Source organism: Winogradskyella eximia (genome assembly GCF_003386165.1).
Classification (GTDB): Bacteria; Bacteroidota; Bacteroidia; order Flavobacteriales; family Flavobacteriaceae; genus Winogradskyella; species Winogradskyella eximia.
The window spans coordinates 180,132-205,164 of the sequence record NZ_QRDV01000006.1 but is presented as its reverse complement, the minus strand read 5'-3'; the positions used below and the strand labels follow the sequence as shown (position 1 = coordinate 205,164).

The 25,033-nt window shown below is 35.1% G+C and carries 23 protein-coding genes; 17 read left to right on the top strand and 6 right to left on the bottom strand.

Features of this window, described 5'->3' with window-relative positions; translation table 11 throughout:
- Nucleotides 1–45: 45 nt before the first annotated feature.
- From paaB to DFQ10_RS13395, 12 genes are all read left to right on the top strand, one after another.
- Nucleotides 46–336, top strand: a complete 291-nt coding sequence (paaB, locus tag DFQ10_RS13450; RefSeq protein ID WP_115817953.1) for a 1,2-phenylacetyl-CoA epoxidase subunit PaaB — start codon at nt 46–48, stop codon at nt 334–336.
- Nucleotides 337–425: 89 nt separating this feature from the next.
- Nucleotides 426–1,181 carry a 1,2-phenylacetyl-CoA epoxidase subunit PaaC gene (paaC, locus tag DFQ10_RS13445; protein ID WP_115817952.1) on the top strand — a complete coding sequence of 252 codons (756 nt, stop codon included), beginning with the start codon at nt 426–428 and terminating at the stop codon, nt 1,179–1,181.
- A gap of 149 nt (nt 1,182–1,330) precedes the next feature.
- Nucleotides 1,331–1,831 carry a 1,2-phenylacetyl-CoA epoxidase subunit PaaD gene (gene paaD / locus DFQ10_RS13440; RefSeq protein WP_115817951.1) on the top strand — a complete coding sequence of 167 codons (501 nt, stop codon included), beginning with the start codon at nt 1,331–1,333 and terminating at the stop codon, nt 1,829–1,831.
- Nucleotides 1,832–1,941: 110 nt separating this feature from the next.
- The gene (locus tag DFQ10_RS13435) at nt 1,942–2,724 is read left to right on the top strand and encodes an enoyl-CoA hydratase-related protein (protein WP_115817950.1); all 783 of its coding nucleotides are present in this window, start codon (nt 1,942–1,944) and stop codon (nt 2,722–2,724) included.
- 54 nt (nt 2,725–2,778) lie between these two features.
- Nucleotides 2,779–3,714, top strand: coding sequence for a pyridoxal-phosphate dependent enzyme (locus DFQ10_RS13430; RefSeq protein ID WP_115817949.1), 936 nt, complete (start codon nt 2,779–2,781; stop codon nt 3,712–3,714).
- Between the two features lie 83 nt (nt 3,715–3,797).
- Nucleotides 3,798–4,988 (top strand): 3-hydroxyacyl-CoA dehydrogenase NAD-binding domain-containing protein, encoded by a 1,191-nt coding sequence (locus tag DFQ10_RS13425; RefSeq protein ID WP_115817948.1) that lies wholly within the window; start codon nt 3,798–3,800, stop codon nt 4,986–4,988.
- Between the two features lie 77 nt (nt 4,989–5,065).
- Complete coding sequence (locus DFQ10_RS13420) at nt 5,066–5,470, top strand: PaaI family thioesterase (RefSeq protein WP_115817947.1); 405 nt, start codon at nt 5,066–5,068, stop codon at nt 5,468–5,470.
- 20 nt (nt 5,471–5,490) lie between these two features.
- Nucleotides 5,491–6,351: a KPN_02809 family neutral zinc metallopeptidase gene (gene ypfJ / locus DFQ10_RS13415; protein WP_115817946.1), complete on the top strand. Its 861-nt coding sequence runs from the start codon at nt 5,491–5,493 to the stop codon at nt 6,349–6,351.
- Between the two features lie 121 nt (nt 6,352–6,472).
- Nucleotides 6,473–7,684: a 3-oxoadipyl-CoA thiolase gene (pcaF, locus tag DFQ10_RS13410; RefSeq protein WP_115817945.1), complete on the top strand. Its 1,212-nt coding sequence runs from the start codon at nt 6,473–6,475 to the stop codon at nt 7,682–7,684.
- Between the two features lie 107 nt (nt 7,685–7,791).
- Nucleotides 7,792–10,329 carry a phenylacetic acid degradation bifunctional protein PaaZ gene (gene paaZ, locus DFQ10_RS13405; protein WP_115817944.1) on the top strand — a complete coding sequence of 846 codons (2,538 nt, stop codon included), beginning with the start codon at nt 7,792–7,794 and terminating at the stop codon, nt 10,327–10,329.
- 2 nt (nt 10,330–10,331) lie between these two features.
- Nucleotides 10,332–11,090, top strand: a complete 759-nt coding sequence (locus tag DFQ10_RS13400) for an enoyl-CoA hydratase/isomerase family protein (RefSeq protein ID WP_115817943.1) — start codon at nt 10,332–10,334, stop codon at nt 11,088–11,090.
- Nucleotides 11,091–11,144: 54 nt separating this feature from the next.
- Entirely contained in the window at nt 11,145–11,744 is a 600-nt protein-coding gene (locus DFQ10_RS13395) for an acyltransferase (protein WP_115817942.1), read from the top strand.
- A gap of 108 nt (nt 11,745–11,852) precedes the next feature.
- Here the strand turns inward: DFQ10_RS13395 and DFQ10_RS13390 are convergent, their stop codons facing one another.
- A complete protein-coding gene (locus DFQ10_RS13390) occupies nt 11,853–12,329 on the bottom strand; it encodes an Lrp/AsnC family transcriptional regulator (RefSeq protein ID WP_092470430.1) in 477 nt (158 codons plus the stop codon).
- Nucleotides 12,330–12,530: 201 nt separating this feature from the next.
- Here DFQ10_RS13390 and DFQ10_RS13385 point away from each other — a divergent pair, with 201 nt between their 5' ends.
- The 3 genes from DFQ10_RS13385 to DFQ10_RS13375 all read left to right on the top strand — a co-directional run bounded on the left by DFQ10_RS13385 (nt 12,531) and on the right by DFQ10_RS13375 (nt 16,993).
- The gene (locus DFQ10_RS13385; RefSeq protein ID WP_245940709.1) at nt 12,531–13,808 is read left to right on the top strand and encodes a dihydrolipoamide acetyltransferase family protein; all 1,278 of its coding nucleotides are present in this window, start codon (nt 12,531–12,533) and stop codon (nt 13,806–13,808) included.
- 65 nt (nt 13,809–13,873) lie between these two features.
- Nucleotides 13,874–14,941, top strand: a complete 1,068-nt coding sequence (locus DFQ10_RS13380) for a branched-chain amino acid aminotransferase (RefSeq protein WP_115817940.1) — start codon at nt 13,874–13,876, stop codon at nt 14,939–14,941.
- A complete protein-coding gene (locus tag DFQ10_RS13375; RefSeq protein WP_115817939.1) occupies nt 14,942–16,993 on the top strand; it encodes an alpha-ketoacid dehydrogenase subunit alpha/beta in 2,052 nt (683 codons plus the stop codon).
- Nucleotides 16,994–17,074: 81 nt separating this feature from the next.
- Here DFQ10_RS13375 and DFQ10_RS13370 read toward each other — a convergent pair whose 3' ends face one another.
- From DFQ10_RS13370 to DFQ10_RS13360, 3 genes are all read right to left on the bottom strand, one after another.
- Nucleotides 17,075–18,178 carry a coiled-coil domain-containing protein gene (locus DFQ10_RS13370; RefSeq protein WP_115817938.1) on the bottom strand — a complete coding sequence of 368 codons (1,104 nt, stop codon included), beginning with the start codon at nt 18,176–18,178 and terminating at the stop codon, nt 17,075–17,077.
- Between the two features lie 80 nt (nt 18,179–18,258).
- The gene (locus tag DFQ10_RS13365; RefSeq protein WP_115817937.1) at nt 18,259–19,044 is read right to left on the bottom strand and encodes a hypothetical protein; all 786 of its coding nucleotides are present in this window, start codon (nt 19,042–19,044) and stop codon (nt 18,259–18,261) included.
- Nucleotides 19,031–19,594: an RNA polymerase sigma factor gene (locus DFQ10_RS13360; RefSeq protein ID WP_115817936.1), complete on the bottom strand. Its 564-nt coding sequence runs from the start codon at nt 19,592–19,594 to the stop codon at nt 19,031–19,033. The genes DFQ10_RS13365 and DFQ10_RS13360 overlap by 14 nt, the downstream gene beginning before the upstream one ends.
- Before the next feature lie 249 nt (nt 19,595–19,843).
- Here DFQ10_RS13360 and DFQ10_RS13355 point away from each other — a divergent pair, with 249 nt between their 5' ends.
- Nucleotides 19,844–21,115 carry an aryl-sulfate sulfotransferase gene (locus DFQ10_RS13355; protein ID WP_115817935.1) on the top strand — a complete coding sequence of 424 codons (1,272 nt, stop codon included), beginning with the start codon at nt 19,844–19,846 and terminating at the stop codon, nt 21,113–21,115.
- Nucleotides 21,116–21,118: 3 nt separating this feature from the next.
- Here DFQ10_RS13355 and DFQ10_RS13350 read toward each other — a convergent pair whose 3' ends face one another.
- A complete protein-coding gene (locus DFQ10_RS13350) occupies nt 21,119–22,096 on the bottom strand; it encodes a polyprenyl synthetase family protein (RefSeq protein WP_115817934.1) in 978 nt (325 codons plus the stop codon).
- 130 nt (nt 22,097–22,226) lie between these two features.
- On the opposite strand from DFQ10_RS13350, the gene DFQ10_RS13345 reads away from it, so the two are divergent.
- On the top strand, nt 22,227–23,861 hold the full coding sequence (locus tag DFQ10_RS13345) for a T9SS type A sorting domain-containing protein (RefSeq protein ID WP_115817933.1): 1,635 nt from the start codon (nt 22,227–22,229) through the stop codon (nt 23,859–23,861).
- Nucleotides 23,862–23,938: 77 nt separating this feature from the next.
- Here DFQ10_RS13345 and rlmN read toward each other — a convergent pair whose 3' ends face one another.
- Nucleotides 23,939–24,979 (bottom strand): 23S rRNA (adenine(2503)-C(2))-methyltransferase RlmN, encoded by a 1,041-nt coding sequence (gene rlmN / locus DFQ10_RS13340; RefSeq protein WP_115817932.1) that lies wholly within the window; start codon nt 24,977–24,979, stop codon nt 23,939–23,941.
- Nucleotides 24,980–25,033 lie beyond the last annotated feature (54 nt).

Sequence of the window (25,033 nt, the reverse complement as noted above, 5' to 3'; positions counted from 1 at the left end):
AAAGAAAATAATATCGAGAATAAGATGAAACAATACATATAAATTATGTCTGATAAAAAAAACTGGCCACTTTGGGAAGTCTTCGTAAGAAGTAAAAACGGATTAGAACATCGTCACTGCGGAAGTTTACACGCAGCAGATGAAGATATGGCTTTAGAAAACGCACGCGATGTATACACACGAAGAAGTGAAGGTGTAAGCATTTGGGTTGTAAAATCTAAAAACATTACAGCATCAAATCCAGAAAATAATGGAGAGATGTTTGAGCCTGCTCACGATAAAGTATATCGTCACCCAACATTTTACGATTTACCAGACGAGGTGAAGCATATGTAATTGAAGCTATGCTCTAATTACAATTCCCACGAAAGTGGGAAACTTAAAAACGTTTAATTAATAGATACCCACTTTCGTGGGCACTGAAGATGAAAAACGAAAACTTATATAATTACATTCTAGGTATCGCAGACAATAGTCTAATTCTCGGTCAAAGACTAGGAGAATTAACAGGTCATGGTCCTAGTTTAGAAACAGATATTGCTTGTACAAATATCTCATTAGATTTATTCGGACAAGTAAGAAGCTATTTTCAGTATGCAACAAAAATTGCTGGTGATGATAGAACAGAAGATGATATCGCCATGCTTCGTAAAGAGCGCGAGTATAAAAACGTTTTGTTGGTAGAACAGCCAAATACAAATTTCGCCTATACTATGGCGCGTCAGTTTTTATTCGATGTTTACCATTTAGCATTTCTTGCGGAATTACAAAAAAGTACAGATTTAACATTATCTGCAATTGCGAATAAATGTATAAAAGAAGTGAGTTATCACGAACGTTTTTCATCAGATTGGATAAAGCGTTTAGGTGATGGTACAGAAGAAAGTAAAGCAAAAATGCAAGAAGCTATTGATGGTTTATGGACGTATACCGATGAGTTATTTCATCAAACCGAAGCAGATAAAGCTATGGTTGCAGAAGGAATAGGTGTTGATGTTACAAAACTGAAAGACGCTTATTATGCCAGAGTAAGTGAGATTTTAGAAGAATCAACCCTTGAAACACCTGAATCAAAATGGTTTCAAAAAGGAGGGAAAGAAGGGATTCACACCGAACATTTAGGGTATTTATTAGCAGAGCTTCAATACATGCAACGTGCTTACCCTAATATGGAATGGTAACAAGTTCTTGCGAAGGCAAATAAACCTTTAGGTTCAGCGAAGCTAATCTTAAAATTAAAACAAAATGTCACTTCGAGTGATTCCGATTTTTCATCGGAATCGTATCGAGAAGAAATAAAACAAGATTCCCGTTTTCACGAGAAATGAACATGATAACAGAAGAACAAAACATAGACGAAATCTTAATTCCAATTCTGGAAAAAGTTTTCGATCCCGAAATTCCAGTATTATCCATAATGGATATGGGAGTGGTACGTTCTGCGTTTATAAAAAATAATATCGTTAAAGTCGAAATCACACCAACCTACAGTGGTTGTCCTGCAATGGATGTCATTGGTGATGATATAAAATTAGCATTAAAACAAGCCGGATACGAGTCTAAAATAGAATTGATTTTACATCCTGCATGGACAACCGATTGGATTACACCAAGAGGTAGAAAAGCATTAGAAGATTACGGAATTGCAGCACCTTTAGATGCAGAAACAGATAAAGATGTATTGCTTAATGGAAAGCGAATCGTAAAATGTACTAATTGTGGTTCAACAAACACAAGATTAGTAAGTCAGTTTGGTTCCACAGCTTGTAAAGCACAATTTCAGTGCGACGATTGCCAAGAACCATTTGATTATTTCAAGTGCTTAAAATAGAAACCTGATGTCAGTTCGAGTGAAATTGCTTTTTTGCAATTTCGTATCGAGAACAAATAAAAGTTTTGTCATTCCTGCGAAGGCAGGAATCCACAATAAAAGAAAAACAGATGAGTAAAAGTATACTTTTAAAAATAGAAAATAAAATAGCATACATCACGCTAAACAGACCAGAGGTATTTAATAGTTTCAATCGCGAAATGGCATTTTTACTACATGACACTTTGGATGCCTGCGAAACAAATAAAGAAGTAAGAGCCATTGTGCTTACAGGAAACGGAAAAGCATTTTGCGCTGGTCAAGATTTAAAAGAAGTTACAAATCCAGATTTAAACCCTGGATTCAAAAAAATACTAGAAGAACATTACAATCCAATAATTACGCGAATTCGTTCCATTAAAAAACCAATTATTGGTGCTATTAATGGAGTCGCAGCTGGTGCAGGTGCAAATATTGCTTTGGCTTGCGATGTTGTTGTTGCTCACGAAAAAGTAAGCTTCATTCAAGCATTTAGTTTAATCGGTTTAGTTCCAGATAGTGCTGGGACTTTCTTTTTACCAAGACTAATAGGTTTTCAAAAAGCATTAGCATTAGCGATGTTAGGTGATAAAATTGGGGCTAAAGAAGCTGAAAAAATGGGAATGATTTACAAATGTGTTCCAACTGAAGAATTTGACAAAACGATTAATAAACTAGCTTTAAAACTAGCAAATATGCCAACTAAAGCATTAGGTATGATTAAAGAATTATTTAATAAATCTATGACTAACGATTTAGAATCGCAATTAGCTTTAGAATCTAAATTACAAATAGAAGCAGCACAAAGTAATGATTATGCAGAAGGTGTTGCTGCGTTTATAGAAAAACGTCAACCAAATTTCAAAGGGAACTAGATTAACGTCAGTTCGAGTGAAATTGCTTTTTGCAATTTTGTATCGAGAACAAATATGAATAAACAAACTCTCATAGAAGTTCACAACCGAATAAAACCTTTTATTCACAATACACCTGTACTAACATCTCAGTTGTTAAATGAAAAAGCAGGTTGTAACTTGTTTTTTAAATGTGAGAACTTTCAAAAAATGGGAGCATTTAAAATGCGAGGAGCTGCAAATGCCATTTTATCACTTTCAGAAGAAGAAAGACAACGAGGTGTGGTGACACATTCGTCAGGTAATTTTGCGCAAGCCGTTTCATTAGCAGCTCAGAAATTAGGAGTTAAAGCTTATATTGTAATGCCAGAGAATGCACCTCAAGTTAAAAAAGATGGTGTTAGGACTTATGAAGGAGAAATCATAGAATGTGAATCGACACCCCAAGCAAGAGAAGCAACTGCCAATAGCATAAAAGAAGAAAAAGGAGCAACATTTTTACATCCATCAAATCAAGATGAGGTAATTTATGGAAACAGTACAGCAGCAATTGAGCTGTTAGAAGAACAACCAAATTTGGATGTAATTTTAACACCAGTTGGAGGAGGAGGATTAATTGCAGGCACAGCGCTGGCAGCACACTACTTTTCAAACAACTGTAAAGTTATTGGAGGAGAACCTATGGAAGCAGATGATGCCTATCGCTCATTAATTTCAGGTAAAATAGAAACTAACGAGAGTTTTCATACCGTTGCTGATGGATTAAGAACGCATTTAGGTGATCGTAATTTTCCGATTATCCAAAAATATGTGGATAAGATTATTCGTGTTGAAGAAGATGAAATTATAAATGCAATGCAATTAATTTGGGAACGCATGAAGATTGTTATTGAGCCGTCATGTGCCGTTCCTTTTGCAGCGGTGTTAAATAATAAAGAAGAATTTAAAAATAAGAACGTCGGCATCATTTTATCTGGCGGTAATGTAGATGTGAAAAATCTACCTTTTTAGAATTATCCTGCAAGGTTTTAAAAACCTTGTAGGTATAAAAAATAAAGTTTAATTAAAAGTCACCCACTTTCGTGGGAACAAGGATGAACATAGGAATCATAGGAGGAGGAACCATGGGAAGTGGCATCGCACAAGTTGCTGCAACTTCTGGTTGTAAAGTAAAGTTATACGATACTAATCAAGCTGCATTAGATAAAGCTAAAGCAAGTCTTGAAAAAATATTATTACGTTTAATTGAAAAAGGAAGAATTGATACATCTGAAAAAGATAGAATTCAAGCAAACATCTCTTACGTAAACAACCTAAAAGATTTAGCAGATTCAAATCTTACTATTGAAGCTATTATTGAAAACCTTGACATCAAGAAAAAAGTGTTTTCAGAATTAGAAAGCTATGTCGCTGATGATTGTATTATTGCATCAAACACATCAAGTTTATCAATAGCATCAATCGCTGCATCACTTAATAAACCAGAACGTTGTGTAGGAATTCACTTTTTTAATCCGGCACCTTTAATGAAATTGGTTGAGGTTATTCCAGCCATTCAAACATCAAATGAGGTTCTTGAAAAAGCGATACAAACCATTAAAGATTGGAAGAAAATTGTAGCAGTCGCTAAAGACACACCAGGATTTATAGTAAACAGAGTGGCAAGACCATTTTACGGTGAAGCACTAAGAATTTATGAAGAAGGATTAGCAGATTTTGCAACCATAGATCATAGCTTAAAGTCTTTAGGTGATTTCAGAATGGGACCATTTGAATTGATGGATTTCATAGGAAACGATGTCAATTACACAGTAACCGAAACTGTTTTTACAGCATTCTATTTCGATCCAAGATATAAGCCATCATTAACCCAAAAACGATTTTCAGAAGCAGGTTATTTAGGACGAAAATCAGGAAAAGGTTATTATAATTACGATGAGAACGGGAAAATAATTAGCACTAACCACACTAATTCAAGAACTTTTGAAACTTACGAGGAGGAAATGGAGCTTAAAAATCAAATTTTCGATCGTGTATTAGTAATGCTCATCAACGAAGCAGCAGATGCCTTATTTTTAAACATTGCATCAGCTGAGGATATAGACAACGCCATGACTAAAGGTGTCAATTATCCAAATGGATTATTGGCTTGGGCAGATGAAAAAGGAATTGATTGGTGCGTTTCAAAATTAGATGATTTATATAATGAGTATCATGAAGACAGATACCGTTGTAGTCCGTTGTTACGTAAAATGAATAGAGAAGACAAAACGTTTTTTAATTAGAGTGTCATTCAGAGCGAAGCGAAGAGTCTCATAGTGAGATTGCCACGTCCTTCGTCCTCGCAATGACAAAACAGAATATGAAAGGAGAAAAAATTCCACATAAAATGCTATCCCAAGACGCCTACAGCACTTGGCTAGGAATAGAAATTCTAGAATGCGAAATCGGACGCTGTAAAGTCGGAATGACCATTAGAAAGGAAATGCTAAACAGCATGAACAAAGCACATGGCGGAATTAGTTATTCCTTGGCAGATACTGCTTTCGGATTTGCAGCAAATACCCATGGTAAATATGCCGTGTCTATTGAAACTAGTATTAACCATATTGAAGCATTAAATGAAGGTGATTATATTACGGCTGAATCGGTAATAGAATCTGTAAAAAATAGATTAGGTTTTAATATTATTGAAGTCAAACGAGGAGAAGAATTAGTCGCGCTTTTTAAAGGTGTGGTTTACAGAACGCAAAAAGATTGGCAATAAAACAGTAAATACATTAAATTATGAAATGGAAAGGTAGACGTCAAAGTGGTAATCTAGAAGACCAACGTGGTATGAGCAGCAAAGGAAAAGTGGTTGCAGGTGGTGGTGTTATTGCCGTAGTTGTAATTCTTTTACAATTATTTGGAGGTGAAACCGGACAACAAATAGCACCAATTATAGAGCAAGTAGCCAATAGTCAAACGACTCAACAAGTTGAGCAACGTGAATTAACCAGCCAAGAACAAGAAATGGGAGATTTTATGGCAACTGTTTTGGCCGATACCGAAGATGTATGGAACCAAATATTTAGAGACTACAATTTAGGGGATTATAAAGAACCAAAAATGGTATTATTCACAGATGCGGTTTCTACAGCTTGCGGAAGTGCAACCTCAGCTTCTGGACCTTTTTACTGTCCAGGAGATCAAAAATTGTATATGGATTTGGCCTTTTTTGATGAATTACAAACACGTTTCGGAGCTAAAGGTGGTGATTTTGCAATAGCTTATGTCACAGCGCACGAAGTTGGTCATCATATTCAAACCATTCTTGGAACCTCTAATAAAGTAAGACAATTACAACAACAAGGTGGTCAAGTTCAAGCCAATAAATTATCGGTAGCACAAGAATTACAAGCCGATTTTTATGCAGGAGTTTGGGCACATCACAATAAAAAATATTTACAAGCAGGAGATATCGAAGAAGCCATGAGCGCTGCCAATGCGGTTGGTGATGATGCGATTCAGAAAAGAACTAGAGGAAGTGTAAATTCAGATAGTTTTACCCATGGTACATCGCAACAACGAATAGAGTGGTTTATGAAAGGCTACAATACAGGAGATATTAGAAACGGAGATACATTCACTGCACTTATAAATTAATCTATTCCTGCGAGGTTTTAAAAACATTGTAGGTATGAGCAAAAAGTAACGCCAAATAATAATAATAATTTGAAATAAGAAGTTTCAATTTTCGACTTCAATTTCAATTTCAATTTCAAACATGGAAGCATACATAATAGACGGAATAAGAACACCAATAGGAAATTACAAAGGCACATTATCTGCTGTTCGTACAGACGATTTAGGAGCATTAGTAATTTCAGAAGTTGTAAAAAGAAACCCAAGCATCCCAAAAGAAGCTTACGACGATGTTATTATGGGTTGCGCCAACCAAGCAGGAGAAGACAACCGTAACGTTGCGAGGATGTCATCACTATTAGCAGGCTTGCCATTCACAGTTCCGGGAGAAACAGTAAACCGTTTATGTAGTTCGGGATTATCGGCAATCATTCACGCAAATCGTGCTATAAAAGCAGGAGATGGTGATGTATTCATTTCTGGAGGCGTTGAGAACATGACACGCGGACCATACGTAATGGCAAAACCATCATCGGCATTTGGAGGCGATTCAAAACTATACGATTCTACTTTTGGATGGCGTTTTATCAATCCTAAAATGCAGAAATTATACGGAACTGATGGCATGGGAATGACTGCAGAAAACCTAGTAGAGAAATATAATATTTCAAGAGAAGACCAAGATAAGTTTGCACTTTGGAGCCAGCAGAAAGCAGCCAAAGCACAAGAAAACGGTCGACTTGCAAAAGAAATTGTAACTGTTGAAATTCCACAACGTAAAAAAGACCCAATCCTTTTTTCTAAAGACGAATTTGTAAAACCAACAACTTCTTTAGAAATCTTAGGAAAACTAAGACCAGCCTTTAAAAAAGAAGGTGGAAGTGTAACTGCAGGAAATTCATCAGGATTAAACGATGGTGCAGCAGCAACTATTATCGCGTCAGCAGAGGCTGTGCAACAATACAATCTAAAACCATTAGCACGAATTGTAAGTTCGGCAGTCGTTGGTGTAGAGCCAAGAATCATGGGAATTGGTCCTGTGCAAGCTTCAAATAAAGCATTGGCAAAAGCAGGTTTAACCATGGATGATATGGACATTATAGAACTTAACGAAGCCTTTGCAGCGCAAGCTTTGGCTTGTATTCGTGCTTGGGGATTAGCTGATAACGATCCAAGAATAAACCCAAATGGAGGCGCAATTGCTATTGGTCATCCGCTTGGTGTTACTGGAGCAAGAGTTGCTTATTCTGCTGCGTTAGAGTTGAAGGAACAGAATAAAAAATACGCGTTAATTACTATGTGTATTGGTGTTGGTCAAGGTTATACAGCAATTATTGAAAATGTGAATTTATAATATAGTTTGGGAGTTACCACAAGGGTCGCGCTTATTAACTAAGGTTAGTGATTAATTAAAGTTTTGTCATTCCTGCGCAGGCAGGAATCCACTATAAAGTAAAAATAATGAATAAAATAGAGCATTACGTTCAAGGAAACTGGACAACAGGTAAAGAAGAAGGAACACCAATTCTAGATGCTGTAACAGGTGAGGCATTCACTAGCGTTGCAATTGAAGGTTTAGATATTCCAGAAATTCTAAACTACGGAAGAACAAAAGGAGGAGAAGTTCTTCGTAAAATGACTTTCCAAGAACGTGGAAATATGCTTAAAAGTTTAGCCTTATATCTTACTAAAAGGAAAAATGCATTTTACGAATTAAGTTATAGAACAGGAGCTACTAAAGTAGATAGTTGGATCGATATCGAAGGTGGATTTGGAAACTTATTCGCGAATGCTTCCTTGCGTAAACTGTTTCCAAATCAACCGTATCACGTAGAAGGTGACGCTATCGATTTATCTCGTGGCGGACGCTTTATGGCGCATCATATTATGGTTCCTAAAAAAGGAGTGGCTGTGCATATTAACGCTTTTAATTTTCCAGTTTGGGGAATGTTAGAAAAATGTGCAGTAAACTGGATGGCTGGAGTTCCTGCTGTGGTGTTACCTGCACCTTCGTCATCGTATTTAGCCGAGGCTGTTGCTAAAGAAATAATCGCTTCCGGTATTTTACCAGAAGGCGCATTACAAATTATAAATGGAACCGTAAAAACCATTTTAGATACTGTTGAGTCTCAAGATGTAGTCACTTTTACTGGTTCAGCAAAAGTAGGACGCTTATTAAAAGCGCATCCACAATTAATACAAGAATCTGTACCTTTCACTATGGAAGCCGATTCTTTAAACGCATCTATCTTAGGAGAAGATGCAGTTCCTGGAACACCAGAATTCGACTTATTCATCAAAGAAGTCCGAAAAGAAATGACAGTGAAAGCTGGACAAAAATGTACTGCGATACGTAGAATTATTGTTCCAGAAAATTTAGTAGAAGATGTACAATCCGCATTGTCAAAAGCACTAGATAAAGTGACCATTGGAGACCCAAGATTGAAAGAAGTTAGAATGGGTTCTTTAGTCAGTCATCAACAAGTACAAGCGGTTCGTGATTCGGTCAACGATTTGTCTAAAGAAGCACAAATTGTATATGGTAATTTAGATGAAATAAATACTATTGGTGCAGATGCCAAAAAAGGGGCTTTTATCAGTCCGATTTTATTACGAGCAGATCATCCGTTTCAAAATAAAGTGATTCACGAACGCGAAGCTTTCGGACCAGTAAGTACTATAATGCCTTATAAAAACTTAGACGAAGCGATTACTTTAGCGCAAATGGGTAAAGGGTCGTTAGTGTCATCTATTGCCACAAACGATGATAAAATTGCTAAAGACTATGTGATAAATGCTGCATCGCATCACGGAAGAATATTAGTTCTAAATAGAGAAAGTGCCAAGCAAAGTACTGGTCATGGTTCGCCATTACCATACTTAGTACATGGAGGTCCAGGTCGTGCAGGAGGTGGAGAAGAAATGGGAGGAATGCGTGGAATAAAACATTATTTACAACGTACAGCAATCCAAGGTTCGCCAACAACAATTACAGAAATTACTGGTATTTACCAGCAAAATGCAAAATATAAGGAAGCAGAACAGCATCCGTTTAAATACCATTGGGAAGACATCCAACCAGGAATGTCTTTAAAAACACACAAGCGTACGTTAACAGATACTGATATCCAGAATTTTGCCAATTTAACTTGGGATCACTTCTATGCACATACCGATATTACATCTTTAGACGGAAGTATTTTCGAAAAAAGAACCGCACATGGTTATTTTATTATTTCAGCAGCAGCAGGATTATTCGTGTATCCAAATAAAGGACCAGTTGCAGCAAATTATGGATTGGATAGCATTCGATTTTTAAGACCATTATATCATAACGATACCATTTATGTGCGTTTAACGTGTAAAGAAAAAGTAGATAGAGATGTTGCTTCCGCAGAACACCCTAGCGGAATTGTAAAATGGCATGTGGAGGTATTTGATGCTAATTTTGAAAACCGACCAGAAAGTAAGAAAACCGAAAAAGATAGTCCGTTAGTAGCTGTAGCAACCATTTTAACAATGGTGGAAAAAAAGCAAGAAACTTTGGTGGAAATGACGGAAGATAAAATCAATGCATGTCTTTCTGCATTACAAGAAGATATGAAACCTGAATGGGGAATTATGACGGCACAGCACATGATTGAGCATTTAGAATATACGTATAAAATCGCATCCGGAGAAATTCAAGGTTTTGAAATCGCAACACCTTCAACCATTTTAGATAAAGTGCATAATAGTTTATGGAACTATGATAAGTTCCCTAAGAACTCACAATTTCCTCAATTGGAAAAAGACACTTTAGAACCTCTAAAGCATCCGGATTTAGCAACAGCTATTGAAAAGTTTAAAGCGCAACGTGAAAAGTATATAGAATTTTTTAAAGAAAATCCAGAAGCTAAACTAAAGAATTTAGTTTTCGGAGAATTGAATAAATACGAATCGTATTTACTAGAAAGAAAACATTTGAATCATCATTTTGAACAATTTGGATTAATATAATTATGTCAGAAAAGCAACCATACGTAACAATAGATATACAAAACGAAGTAGGATACATCGAGTTTTTCCATCCTGCACACAATTCCTTACCCGGAGATGTTTTAGCAAAACTAGCGCAAACCATTACAGACGCTGGAACTAATGACGCCATTAAAGTGGTCGTTCTTAAAAGTGGCGGAGACAGAACCTTTTGCGCAGGAGCAAGCTTTGAAGAGTTAATAAACATTAACGATGCAGCAACAGGGAAAGTATTCTTTTCAGGATTTGCAAACGTAATTAATGCAATGCGTAAATGTCCGAAATTTATTATCGGCCGCATTCAAGGGAAAACCGTTGGTGGTGGCGTTGGACTAGCTGCTGCAACCGATTACTGTATGGCATCCAAATTCGCAGCTATTAAGTTAAGCGAATTAAATATTGGTATTGGACCCTTTGTAGTTGGGCCAGCAATAGAGCGTAAAATGGGATTAAGCGCCATGTCGCAAATTGCTATAGACGCCAACACATTTTATCCTGCAGAATGGGCAAAACAAAAAGGCTTATTTACCCAAGTTTATGAAAACACAGAAGAACTAGATGGAGCTGTAAAAACAACAGCAGAGCATTTATGTACTTACAATATAGAAGCCATGTTAGAAATGAAAAAAGTATTCTGGCAAGGAACAGACCATTGGGATGCCTTATTAGCAGAACGCGCTGCAACAAGTGGTAAGTTGGTGTTAAGCGATTTTACAAAAGAGAAATTAAAGACTTATAAATAATCTGTCCTGCAAGGTTTTAGGCACCTTGTAGATGTAATTCAAATTGATAAAAATATGGCAATTTATTCTTTCAAAAATTACACACCTGTCGTACACGAATCAAGTTTCGTGCATCCATTAGCAGCAGTAACAGGAAACGTCATCATTGGCAAAAACTGTTACATTGGTCCAGGAGCAGCAATACGTGGCGATTGGGGACAAATCATTTTAGAAGATGGTGTAAACGTCCAAGAAAACTGTACTGTACACATGTTTCCTGGTAAGTCTATCACGCTTAAAGAAAGTGCACACGTTGGTCATGGAGCTATTATTCATGGCGCAAATCTTGGTAAGAATTGCTTAATTGGAATGAACACCGTAATCATGGATGATGCCGAAATTGGCGACGAGTGTATAATCGGAGCCATGTCTTTCGTAAAAGCCGAAACTAAAATTCCATACAGAAGTTTAGTGGTTGGTAATCCTGCTAAAATAATCAGAGGTATCACGGACGAAATGATTGCTTGGAAAACTAAAGGTACACAGTTGTATCAGCAATTGCCTGCAGATTGTCATGAATCTTTAAAGGAAGTAGAGCCACTTCGTGAAGTGCCTGAGAATATGAAAATGCAGGATGATATTTATAAAACACTTCGAGAAACATTCAAAAAGTAAACTGATGTCACTTCGAGTGATTCCGATTTTTTATAGGAATTGTATCGAGAAGTCCTATTTTCAATCCTTAATATTAAATATCTGTCAGGTTTTCAAAACCTTACAGGTCTACAACACCCTACTCAAATCAATCTCATTCGTTTCTTTACTTGTCGATAGCGCAATCAAACTTTGTACATTTCCTAGATAAGGAAGTAGCGTCAATTTTGAAATGATAAAGGTTTCATAAGCCTCAATATCTTCAACGACGAGTTTCAATAAATAGTCAAAGTTTCCGCTGACTCTGTGGCATTCTACAACTTCCGGGAAGTTATTAATTTCCTTTACAAACTTTTCCAAATAACTTCGGGTATGCCCTTGCAAGGTAATACCTATAAAAACAGTCAGTTTTAAGCCGATTTTCTTATTGTTTAAAACAGCCACATATTTTTCAATATAACCTTCCTTTTCTAATTTTTTAATGCGTTCAAATATTGGTGAAGTGCTCATGCCGAGTTCTTCAGCAATACTTTTGGTCGTCCGATTGCTATTCTTTTGAAGTATAGCTAGTAGTTGTGTGTCTATTTTATCGAGAGTGTGTGGCATGAGAAAATTAGTTGTTTTAAAGCAGTAAATTTAAGGATTAAAAGTTAAATAATCTGCAGTATTCATTAATTAAAGAATGACATCCTTTTCAATAGTAAATTAAAAGATTTTAACAATTGTGTAATTCGATATACATTATCTTTAATTCTTATAATCCTAAACTATACTAGCTTGATTACTTTTGAATTAAAGATGCCCAAAATGGGTGAAAGCATAACTGAAGGTACTATTATCAATTGGTTAATAGCTGAAGGCGATGCATTTGAAGAAGGAGATATTATTCTTGAAGTTGCCACAGATAAAGTAGATAACGAAGTACCTGCACCTGCATCTGGAACATTAGTAAAAACCATGTTTCAAGCTAAAGATGTGGTTCCTGTAGGAGAAGTTCTAGCGATTTTAGACCTTTCAAAAGAAGTGAAGAAATCCAAAACACTAAATGAATCTAAAGCTGTCCCTTCGAGCGCAGTCGAGAACAAGGCTAAGACTAAAAGACCAAAGCCAGTTCAGCAGCCTACCAATTCGAATTCAACTTCATTTTCGGCAAATAATACTAACACTTTCTTTTCGCCATTAATTATAAACATAGCCAAAGAACATCATATTAGCTTTGAAGAATTAGCACGAATACCTACAACAGGAAATGAAGGCAGATTACGCAAAAGTGACGTCTTTCAGTATATAGAAGACGGACAACCTTATAAATTTGCACAAGCTGTAACGCAAGACCCAACGGCTTATAGAATTCCGCAATTAAATTTCGATAAAGGCAAAGGGAAAGTCATCGAAATGGATCGCATGCGCCAAATGATTGCAGATCACATGGTGTACTCAAAACATACATCACCTCACGTTACTGCTTATGTAGAGGCAGATATGACAAATATGGTCAACTGGCGTAATGCTAACAAAGTTGCCTTTCAAGAAAAACATGGAGAGCGTTTAACATTCACACCTTTATTTGTAGAAGCCGTAGCCAAAGCCGTTAAAGATTTTCCAAACATTAATGCTTCTGTCGATGGTAATAACATTATTGTAAAAGAAGACATTAATATTGGTATGGCAACCGCATTACCAAGCGGTAATTTAATAGTTCCTGTAGTAAAAAATGCAGATACTAAAAATTTAAAAGAGATCGCGAGTAACGTAAACGAATTAGCAGGAAAGGCTAGAGAAAACAAACTAGCAGGAGACGATATAAAAGGCAGCACTTTTACCATTTCTAATGTAGGAACCTTTGGAAGCGTTATGGGAACACCAATAATCAATCAGCCAGAAGTTGCCATTTTAGCATTGGGAATAATTAAGAAAAGACCAGAAGTCATCGCCACTGAAAAAGGAGATGAAATAGCTATTCGTAGCATGATGTATTTATCATTATCATTCGACCACAGAGTCGTAGATGGTTTTTTAGGCGGAAGCTTTGTACGACGCGTAGCCGATTATTTTGAACAATTTGATAGTAATAGAGAAATATAAATTCAGAATTGTCCCCTTGAGGGGACTTTAGGGGTGTTTTAAACACTCTAAAAAAACATACATATATGAAATCTAACATTTCAATCACTAAAGTAGAAACATCAAAAGTTGATGCCTTAGACTTCAATAATATTCCATTAGGCACCACATTCACCGATCACATGTTTATTTGCGACTACGAAAACGGAGAATGGGTTACCCCAAGAATTATTCCTATGGGATTAATTCCAACGCATCCAGCAGCAATGGCTCTACATTACGGACAAGCTATTTTTGAAGGGATGAAAGCCTATAAAGACACCGAAGGTACACCCATGTTATTTAGACCAGAAGAAAATGCTAAGCGTTTAAACAAAAGTGCGGATCGTATGGGAATGCCTCATATACCTGAAGATTTATTTGTAGAAGGACTCAAAGAATTAGTGGGTTTAGAGCACAATTGGATTCCGCCGACCGATGGAAGCGCTCTTTATTTAAGACCATTCATGTATGCCGATGAGCCCTTTATTGGTATGCGTGCAGCAACACATTACAAGTTTATAATAATGGCGTCACCAGCAGGTCCATTTTTTAGTAAACGCATCAAATTATGGGCAGAAAAGCAATTCATTAGAGCAGCACAAGGTGGAACTGGTGAAGCTAAAGCAGCTGGAAATTATGCAGCAGCCATTCGTCCAACAGAATTAGCAAAAGCCAAAGGTTACGACCAAGTATTATGGTTAGATGCCGCAGAACATAAGTATATTCAAGAAGTTGGCACCATGAATATTTTCTTCAAAATTAATGGGGAATTTATCACACCAGAACTCGACGGTTCTGTGTTGCATGGCATCACAAGAGCCAGTGTTATAGAGATGTTGCGTGCTATGAATTTTACGGTAACAGAACGAAAAATTACTATCGATGAAATTAAAACAGCATCAGAAAACGGGACTTTAGAAGAAGCCTTCGGAACAGGAACAGCCGTTGGTATAGCATACATTCAAGAAATCGGATTAGAAGGCGAAACTATTCATGTTTCTGATGAAAGTCCAATTGGATTAGAGGTCAATGACACCTTGAATGCTATTAAAACGGGTAAGTTAGACGACCAATTTAACTGGATGACTAAAGTAAATAAGGAATTGGTTTAGATGAAAAAAGAAACACTAAAAAAAGGATTTTCAAAACTCTGCACAGCAAAAGCAATGGCAGAATTATACGAAGCTAATTTTAAACAAGTTTCAAAATACGTACATGCAACATCTCGTGGACACGAAGCTATTCAGATTGCTTTAGGTTTACAATTATTACCTCAAGATTATGCATTTCCATATTACAGAGACGATGCCATGTTATTATCTTTTGGTTTAAAGCCTTACGATTTAATGTTGCAATTGTTGGCTAAAAAAGACGATCCATTTTCAGGCGGAAGAACTTACTATTCGCATCCTAGTTTAAAGGATGACGATAAACCTAAAATTCCACACCAATCTTCTGCAACAGGAATGCAAACCATTCCAGCAACAGGAGTTGCTATGGGAATGCAGTATAAAGAATTACAAGGTTTAGACGATAAAACACTTAAAGATTTGCCATTGGTGGTGTGTTCTTTAGGAGACGCATCGGTAACCGAAGGTGAAATAGCCGAAGCTTTTCAAATGGCAGCATTAAAGCAAATGCCAATCTTATATTTAGTGCAAGATAACGGTTGGGATATTAGTGCCAATGCAGCAGAAACAAGAGCGCAAAATGCTTTTGAATATGCACAAGGCTTTAAAGGTTTAGACGCTATCTCAATAGATGGAGCAAACTTTACGGAAAGCTACGAAGCATTAGAAAAAGTCATAGAAACTATTCGTGCAGAGCGTAGACCATTTTTAGTACACGCAAAAGTACCATTATTAAATCACCATACTTCAGGAGTAAGAATGGAATGGTATCGTGATGATTTAGAAGAAGCACGCTCTCGTGATCCTTATCCAGTTTTAAAACAACAATTACTAGATGCAGGATTTTCAGAACAAGACGTTTTAGAGCTAGAAAATTCCGCGAAAGCGAAAGTGCAGTCCGATTTTGAAAGAGCGTTATTGGCTGAAGACCCAAAACCGGAAGATTTATTTACCAACGATTTTGTATCCACCCCAATTACTGAGGAAAAAGGAACACGTTCACCAGAAGGTTCTGAGAAAGTCGTGATGGTAGATTGCGCTTTATTCGCAGTAGAAGAGCTGATGAAAAAGCACAAAGAATGTTTACTCTATGGGCAAGATGTAGGTGGAAGACTTGGTGGTGTTTTTAGAGAAGCAGCAACATTAGCGCAAAAATTTGGAGACGATCGTGTGTTTAATACACCAATTCAAGAAGCTTTTATTGTCGGTTCTACCGTTGGTATGAGTGCCGTTGGATTAAAGCCCATTGTTGAGGTTCAGTTTGCAGATTATATTTGGCCTGGCTTAAATCAGTTATTTACAGAAGTCAGTAGAAGTTGTTATTTATCTAATGGAAAATGGCCGGTTTCTATGATTTTGCGTGTACCAATTGGTGCTTATGGAAGTGGTGGACCTTATCATTCATCTTCAGTAGAATCTGTAATTACTAATATTCGTGGTATTAAAATAGCCTATCCAAGTAATGGAGCAGATTTAAAAGGTTTAATGAAAGCGGCTTACTACGATCCTAATCCGGTTGTCATTTTAGAACACAAAGGTTTATATTGGTCTAAAGTACCAGGAACGCAGGGTGCAACATCTGTTGAGCCGAGCGAAGATTATGTATTGCCTTTTGGTAAAGCTTGGGTTTTACAAGAAATCTGGAAACAAGAAAATGTAGAAACCTTAACTATTGTGACTTATGGAATGGGAGTACATTGGGCAATGAATGCATCGGAAGAATTAGGGATGCAAGATCAGATAGAAGTGATTGATTTACGTACGTTGTTTCCTTTAGATGAAGCCACGATTATGACATCGGTTAAGAAAACAGGAAAGTGTTTGGTTGTGACAGAAGAACCTTCAAACAATAGTTTTGCACGTGCATTAGCTGGAAAAATTCAAGAAGAATGCTTTAAATATTTAGACGCACCAGTGATGACTATTGGTAGTGAGAATATGCCTGCAATTCCTTTGAATTCAACTTTAGAGCAAACCATGATTCCTTCAACTGAAAAAATAAAAGCTAAAATTGAAGCTTTATTAAATTACTAATTTAAAATACAAAAAGCCTAAATCTAAAATTTAGACTTAGGCTTTTCTAACACTCAAAAATTGATTGATTGATTGATTGATTTAATCCATATCAAATCGTAATCCAACAGATATGTTATTTTGGTCTACCACTTGATTTTTAAACAATGGATTCAGATCGTATTTAACATATAGGGCCACATTTCCTAAAGCCACATAACCGCTTAATCCATAAATAAATTCACTAACTTCTAATTGGTCGCGTTGCTTATCTTTTTCACGCTCTCCATCTTCTTTGTATTTTATTTTTTGCATGTTTCCAATATTTAAACCTGCATATCCACCTAAACCGACTTTTAATTTTTTGAATGTTGAATACCTAAAGTAATCTTCCTTTTCAATCTTTTTAGAAGGTCCAAATTCTAGATGCATAGGAATAACTAGGTTTGTTGTTCTAAATTTTATTTTATCGGCATCTAAGGGATATTCTTGCAATGAAATATTCCCATCTGTATTAACTAAGTAGTTGTTATCTTTAATCTTTAACTTATTCCATTGCATAGAGAAACCGTATTTTAATCTCCAAAAGTTCGTATTTTCAAAGATTCGAGTTTTCCATGCGTAACCTAATTCAATAAACCCAGAGCCTCCCAATTTGTATGGAGAATCTTCTAAATCCTGACCGTCGGTTAATGTATTATTAAACCCGAAAGCAAAGACGATATCTTCTGTTGTTCTTCTATCATACTTTCTTGGCTTATCATCTGCCCTATCTCCAACGTAAATAAAGCTCTCACTTGTACTCTCATCACCACCAATTCTAAGAATCAATCGATTTCCTTCGTCAACTCTTTTATATTGGTATGCATCATATCCGTTTCTCTGTAAAAGTGCTATTTTTTGGTCTATTATTTCACGACGATTTTCTATGTTAAGTGCCGCAGTTTTAGCCGCTTCTTTTTTAAGATTTTCAGCTTCTTCTGCTGTAATTTCTTTACTATCTAAACGTTTATTAATTTTAGAAATCTTTAATTTCAAAATAGACTTCTCTTGTTCTTCAATTTTAGTTCTATCCTCCTCTAAGTCACTAATTTTGTCATTCATTTTAGCAACTTTAATTGAATCTAATTCTTTGGTCTGTCCTTGTATTGTGGCAAATGATAGAATTAATATCAAGAACACTAATAATCTAGTAATTGTATTCATAACTGTTCGTTTTTTGATTTATTGATGTTTATTTAATTTGATTCTGAATTTAACGCTCTTCGACTTCGCTCAGCGAGGCATTAGTTATTGCGATTAACAACTGCTGTTTTAACAGTTTTATAACTTTCTTTTAAAGCTTCAAATACTTTTCCTCTGTAGGATTGCCCCATTTCATCTTCCACAGTTTCTAATAGCATTTTTGCATTAACTGTTTTGGTAGTTTCTATATTTATTCTCTCTTTGAAAAGCTCTTTACTAGCCACTTTTAATAAAGAATCTATTTCTTTATCACTTACACCTGACTGTTCATTTTTTGATTCTTGAATTGCAACTGCTAAAGTTTCATTTATTAACGCATCTTCAATTATTGTTGCTTGGTTATTGATTTCTTTATTATTAATTAAATTTTCAACGTCTTTTAAATCATTTTGTTCCGCAAGTCTTATAAGCTTCTTAGTTTTTCTTTCAGTGTTTTTTTTATAATTAATGATCTCTGATTTATTAATTATAGGTAAAGTTTCTTTTTTATCTTCTAATTGATCCTCTACCCTATCCTCTTGAATAACTAAATTAATAGATTTTTCATCTTCTATTTTTTTATTATTTAACTGTCCCTCTATTACATTTTCTTCAACCATTTGAGGCAACACATTTTCTGACTCGTCAGTATTAAAAAACTGAAACGATACTGCCACCATTATCAGCAAACCTGCTGCAATACTCAACCACCAATACATTGGTTTTTTATATTTTTTTTCATCTTCATCTAATCGATCAACTAATTTAGACCAGCCTTCTGATGATGGAGATAAGATTCGCTTTTCGAGCTTATCTTTTATATTTTCTTCAAATTTAATTGGAGCCATAACTGTTGTTATTTAATTCTTTAATTTTCTTCTGAAGCATTTGTCGCGCTTTAAATAATTGCGATTTTGATGTGCCTTCAGAAATTTTTAATAGTTTAGCAATCTCTTGATGCTTATACCCTTCTATAGCATACATCACAAATACCATTCGATAACCTTCTGGCAAACTATCTATGACTTGTTGTATTTCTGCTACTTCTATATTTGAATTTATATTGTTAGAAGAATCATGTTCTAGATAATCATCTTCTACAGCAAATTCAATGTTCTTTTGTTGCCTTAAATAAGAAATAGCTTCACGTACCATTATTCGTCTTATCCATCCTTCAAAACTGCCTTCATTTTTAAATGATTTTAAATATTTAAATACTTTAAAAAAACCATTCAACATTACCTCTTCTGCTTGGTGAACATCTTTAATATAGTACCTGCAAACGCTTAGCATTTTTGGCGCATGTAGCTCATATAAAACATGTTGTGCTTCACGATTTTGTTTCGCAGCGCGTTGTATGAGTGTCGTTTCGTTTTTATGAAGTTGAATAACTTTCATGTTTAGTTTTAAGTTCTAAATACGCTTAGATTGCTTTCTATTTATAAAGACGCTAATTTGTGAACAAAGGTTGCTTCAAAAATTAAAATTATTTAATAAAAATCACAAACTACTTATTTACAAGCTATTATGAATAAAAAAAAATATTATAATTTAATTAAAAAATAATCTTCAGTAAAAAACTATTTAAATATAGTTTTAATAATTTGCTCTAATAATTAATACTATTAATTTTACAATAAAACAAATATGAAACATTTGCCTTTTCTAGTTTTAATTGGGATTACACTTCTATTACTTAGTTGTAATGATGATGACCAATCAAATACCATAATCACTATATCGGATAATGTTGAAGTATACAACGGAGATCTTATTGAAAATGGATATGTTTTAGCTGTTAAAAACGGCAGTAATACATCTTATTTATTAAATAAAGAAGGTTTTAAAGTATATGAATGGACATTTGAAGATAATCTAGGTAATGATTTAGAAATTCTTCCGAACGGTAAGTTACTTGGAATTTTTAAATCTGATAGTCCAGAAATATCTTTTGGTGGTTACGGAGGCATATTAAAAATCTTAAATCCTGATGGAAGTACTGAATGGGAATATAGCTATGCATCTGAGAATAAAATTGCTCACCATGATTTAGAATTGCTACCAAATGGTAATGTGTTATTTATTGCTTGGGAAAGAATTACTAGCAATGAGGCAGCTCTAGCTGGTGTGGATACAATAACAACTGATATTTTTCCAGAAGTTCTGGTTGAAGTTAACCCAAGCACAAATCAAATAGTATGGGAGTGGCATAGCTTTGACCATATTATACAAGACAAATTCAACACGTTGCCTAACTATGGTAATGTAAGTGACAATCCTCAACTCATAGATTTTAATTACGACATTGTTGATAATGGAGATATTATGCACGCTAATGGCATTGACTATGATACAGACAAGGACGTAATTTATTTGAGTGTAAATTATTATCATGAAGTTTGGGTGATAGATCACAGCACAACGACAACCCAAGCAGCTACAAATTCTGGTGGAAATTACAATAAAGGTGGTAACCTACTTTATCGATTCGGTAATCCCGAAGCTTATAAAAACACTCAAGGACAACGTTTGTTTTACAATAACCACTTCCCAAATCTACTAGAAGATAATAAACCTGGAGCAGGAAACATTTTAGTCTATGGAAATGGTAATAACGTGAGTCAATCAACGGTTTTTGAACTAGATCTGCCAGAGAGCTTTTCACTACTACCAAATACAAATAATGAACCAACGATAATTTGGAATTTTACAAATCCAGACTTTTATTTTGGTCGAGTTTCTGGAGCTGTACGTTTACAAAATGGAAATACCTTGATAGCCGAAGGTGATTATGGTTTTTGGGAGGTGACACCAAATAATGATATTGTTTGGAAATATAATGGTGGAGGTGACATTTTTTGGAGATGTTACGACTACTTACCCACCGATGAAAACATTCTTAATTTAGACTTATTTTAACCTCTATTTTTTTCTATCAATAACATAATCCACCATTAATATTAATGAAGATTTATAAGGTGATTCGGGATATTTATTTAATAAATTAAGAGCTTCCTCTTGAAATATTTTCATTTTAGAAACCGCATAATCTAATCCTCCATTATTTTTAACGAAAGTGATAACTTCTTTTACACGTTTCTTATCTTTATTGTGGTTCTTAACTGAATTAATCAGCCACGATTTTTCTTTTTTAGTACAATTATTTAATACATATATTAAAGGCAACGTCATTTTTTGTTCTTTAATATCTATACCTGTGGGTTTGCCTATCGCTTCTTGACCATAATCGAATAGATCATCCTTAATTTGAAATGCCATACCAATCAATTCTCCAAACTTTCTCATCGATTCTACTTCTTGAGAATTAGGCTTTACAGAAGCAGCACCTAAACTACAACAAGCAGCAATTAACGTCGCTGTTTTTTGTCTTATAATTTCATAATAAATATCTTCTGTAATATCGAGTTGTCTAGCTTTTTCAATTTGAAGCAACTCCCCTTCACTCATTTCTCTTACAGCAACCGAGATAATTTTTAATAAATCAAAATCATTATTATCTATAGAAAGTAAAAGCCCTTTAGATAATAAGAAGTCACCAATTAAGACCGCTATTTTATTTTTCCAAAGTGCATTGATAGAGAAAAAGCCACGTCTTCGATTACTATCATCAACTACATCATCATGAACCAAGGTTGCCGTATGGATCAACTCTATAACACATGCACCTCTATAGGTACGTTCGCTTACCTCACCATTATTCATCATTTTAGCGACTAAAAACACAAACATTGGGCGCATCTGTTTGCCTTTTCTATTTACTATATAATGTGTAATACGATTTAGCAACGCAACCTTACTAGCCATAGAGAGTTGAAACTTTTGTTCAAAAAGATCCATCTCGTAAGCAATAGGTTGTTTTATTTGTTCGGTAATCTTCATTTATGACATAAAAATGTAAAATTACAAATTCTATTAGCTATATATTCTTAAAATAGAATTATAATATTTTAACTTTTTCAGCTCGCAAATATTTGTAACTTTATGCAATTAATCATAAAAACACAAACACATGAAAAAAATTACTTTATTATTTACATTAATGTTTGGCTCTGCTCTAATGTTTGGACAAGTTGTATTGTCTGAAGATTTTGAAAGTGGCTTAACATTACCTACTGGTTGGACAAATAACGATATTGCTGCAGGAGGAGAAATATGGACTTTTGCTACTGGAGGCGATGCTGTAGGGTATACTTCACCTAATACTATTTATTATGATGACGCTTTTTTAGTTGGAAATTACGCAATACTTGACAGTGATGGTTATGGTGGTGCTATTGCTGAAGATGCAGCATTAGAGAGTCCTGCTTTTGACGTTTCTGGAGCTACTAATGTTATACTTTCTTTTAATCATTTTTTTACTGCAGGTTATGGCGGTGAAGGCTATGTAGAAGTTTATAATGGTACTACATGGGTACAAGTTGCCTATTATACAGGTGCTGAACAAGCAGATTCATCTTTTGGTTTAGAAGAAATAGATGTTTCTACAGAATTAAGTAGTGTTGCTAATGCTCAAGTTAGATTTAGATGGGTAGGAGACTACTCTTGGGGATGGGCTGTTGACAATATAGTAGTTTCTGCACCTACTTGTGTAGACCCTGCCATAACTTTTGATGATTTCTCTCAAACTACTGTTGACATTTCAATGAATGCTTCTGGTGATTATGATATAGAATGGGGAGTTTATCCATACATTCAAGGTACTGGTGGATCTACAACTACTGTTACTGCTGGAGATACTTATCAACTTACTAGTTTAATGTCTGGTGTTTCTTATAGCATCTTTGTTAGAAAAAACTGTGGTGGTGGTGATTACTCTAACTACATAGAAGTAACAGCTGGAACAAGCCCCTCTAACTTAAGCACTTATCCTTACAGTGAAGATTTGGAGGCTGACGCAAACCAAGCATTATTATTAAATTTTGGTCTTAGTTTTGCAGGCACTGGAACTTGGAGCTATACAGTAGATGATCTTCTTGACGGAGATACCACAAATGATTATGCATATGATGGATTAGCTTCAATGTTTTCAAATAATACAAGTACAGCAGAAGACGCTGATGCATGGGTATATGTTGGCCCTTTTAATTTAGCTTCAGATAGCGAATATACTTTTTCGTTTTTTCAACGAGTATTAGCTGCTGCTGGTCTTTCTAGACCTAATAAAGATCTTGAAATAGCAGTTTCTTCAACTAATGATGGATTAGGAAATACAATTTTATTAACTCTAGATGATTTAGTAAATATCGATTATGTAGAACGTTCTGTTACTTTTACTCCTGCAACTACTGGTCAATTTTATTTTGGTATTCATGATAAATCTAGTTTCCTTGCAACAGCTACCGCAGGAAATGCGCTTTTCGTTGATGGTTTCAGTGTAACAAGCGAAGCTCTAAGTATTGCTGAATTTGAATCTAATCGTTTTACACATTTCTACAATAAGAATGCACAAACACTTGACTTAGAATCTTCAAATATGGAGATGACAAGTGTAGAAATTTATTCTTTATTAGGTCAACGTGTAATATCTAATTCTTTATCTAATACAATTGAATCTATTGATGTTTCTGATTTAAACACTGGTGTTTATTTAGCAAAAATAAATATTGATGGAAATTCTAAAACGATAAAGTTTATTAAGAACTAATCAGTATTAATTAAACAAAAAAAAGCGGCAATTGCCGCTTTTTTTTATGTCTGAATCAAAAATATCTATGTTAAATATTAGCTTTTGTTAGCCAACTGACCACAAGCAGCATCTATATCTTTACCTCTACTTCGTCTTACTGTAACGGTAATATTATTAGCTTCTAAAACAGATACGTACATATCTATAGCTTTTGCATGGGCTTGCTGAAATTCACCATCGTCAATTGGGTTGTATTCTATAAGATTCACTTTACTTGGTGCGAATTTGCAAAACTCAACTAAAGCTTCAGCGTCTTTTCTTTTATCGTTTATGCCATCCCAAACAACATACTCATAAGTAATTCTATTTTTTGTAGCTGCATACCAGTATTGTAACGCTTCTCTTAAATCAGTTAGTGGAAATGTGGCATTAAATGGCATTATGGAAGTTCTAATTTCATCTATAGCAGAATGTAACGACACAGCCAACTTAAACTTTACGTTATCATCTGCCATTTTCTTAATCATTTTTGGCACTCCAGATGTACTCACTACAATACGCTTTGGAGACATCCCTAAACCTTCAGGTGAGGTTATCTTATCAATAGCCTTAAGAACGTTATTATAGTTCATTAAAGGCTCTCCCATACCCATAAACACAATATTGCTTAATGGTCTGTTATGATATAATCTGCTTTCGTTATCTATAGCTACAACTTGATCGTAAATCTCATCTGGATTTAGATTTCGCATGCGTTTTAGTCTTGACGTTGCACAAAATCTACAATCGAGACTACAACCTACTTGTGATGACACACATGCTGTTGTCCTAGTAGCAGTTGGAATAAGCACTGATTCTACAATTAAATCATCATGTAATCTCACTGCATTCTTTATAGTGCCATCAGAGCTGCGTTGCATCTGATCTACTTTGATATGATTAATGACAAAATTATCTTCTAGCATCTGTCTAGTTTCTAAAGATACATTTGTCATATCCTCAAAACTATATGCTGATTTTTGCCATAACCATTCGTAAACCTGATTACCTCTAAAGGCTTTATCTCCATGTTTAACAAAGAATTCTCTTAGCTGTTCTTTAGTTAAGGCGCGTATATCTTTCTTTTTGGTTTCCATCTTTTGCAAATGTACTTAAAATCTAGTGTATGCTTTAAAAAGTAAAAGCCTCAA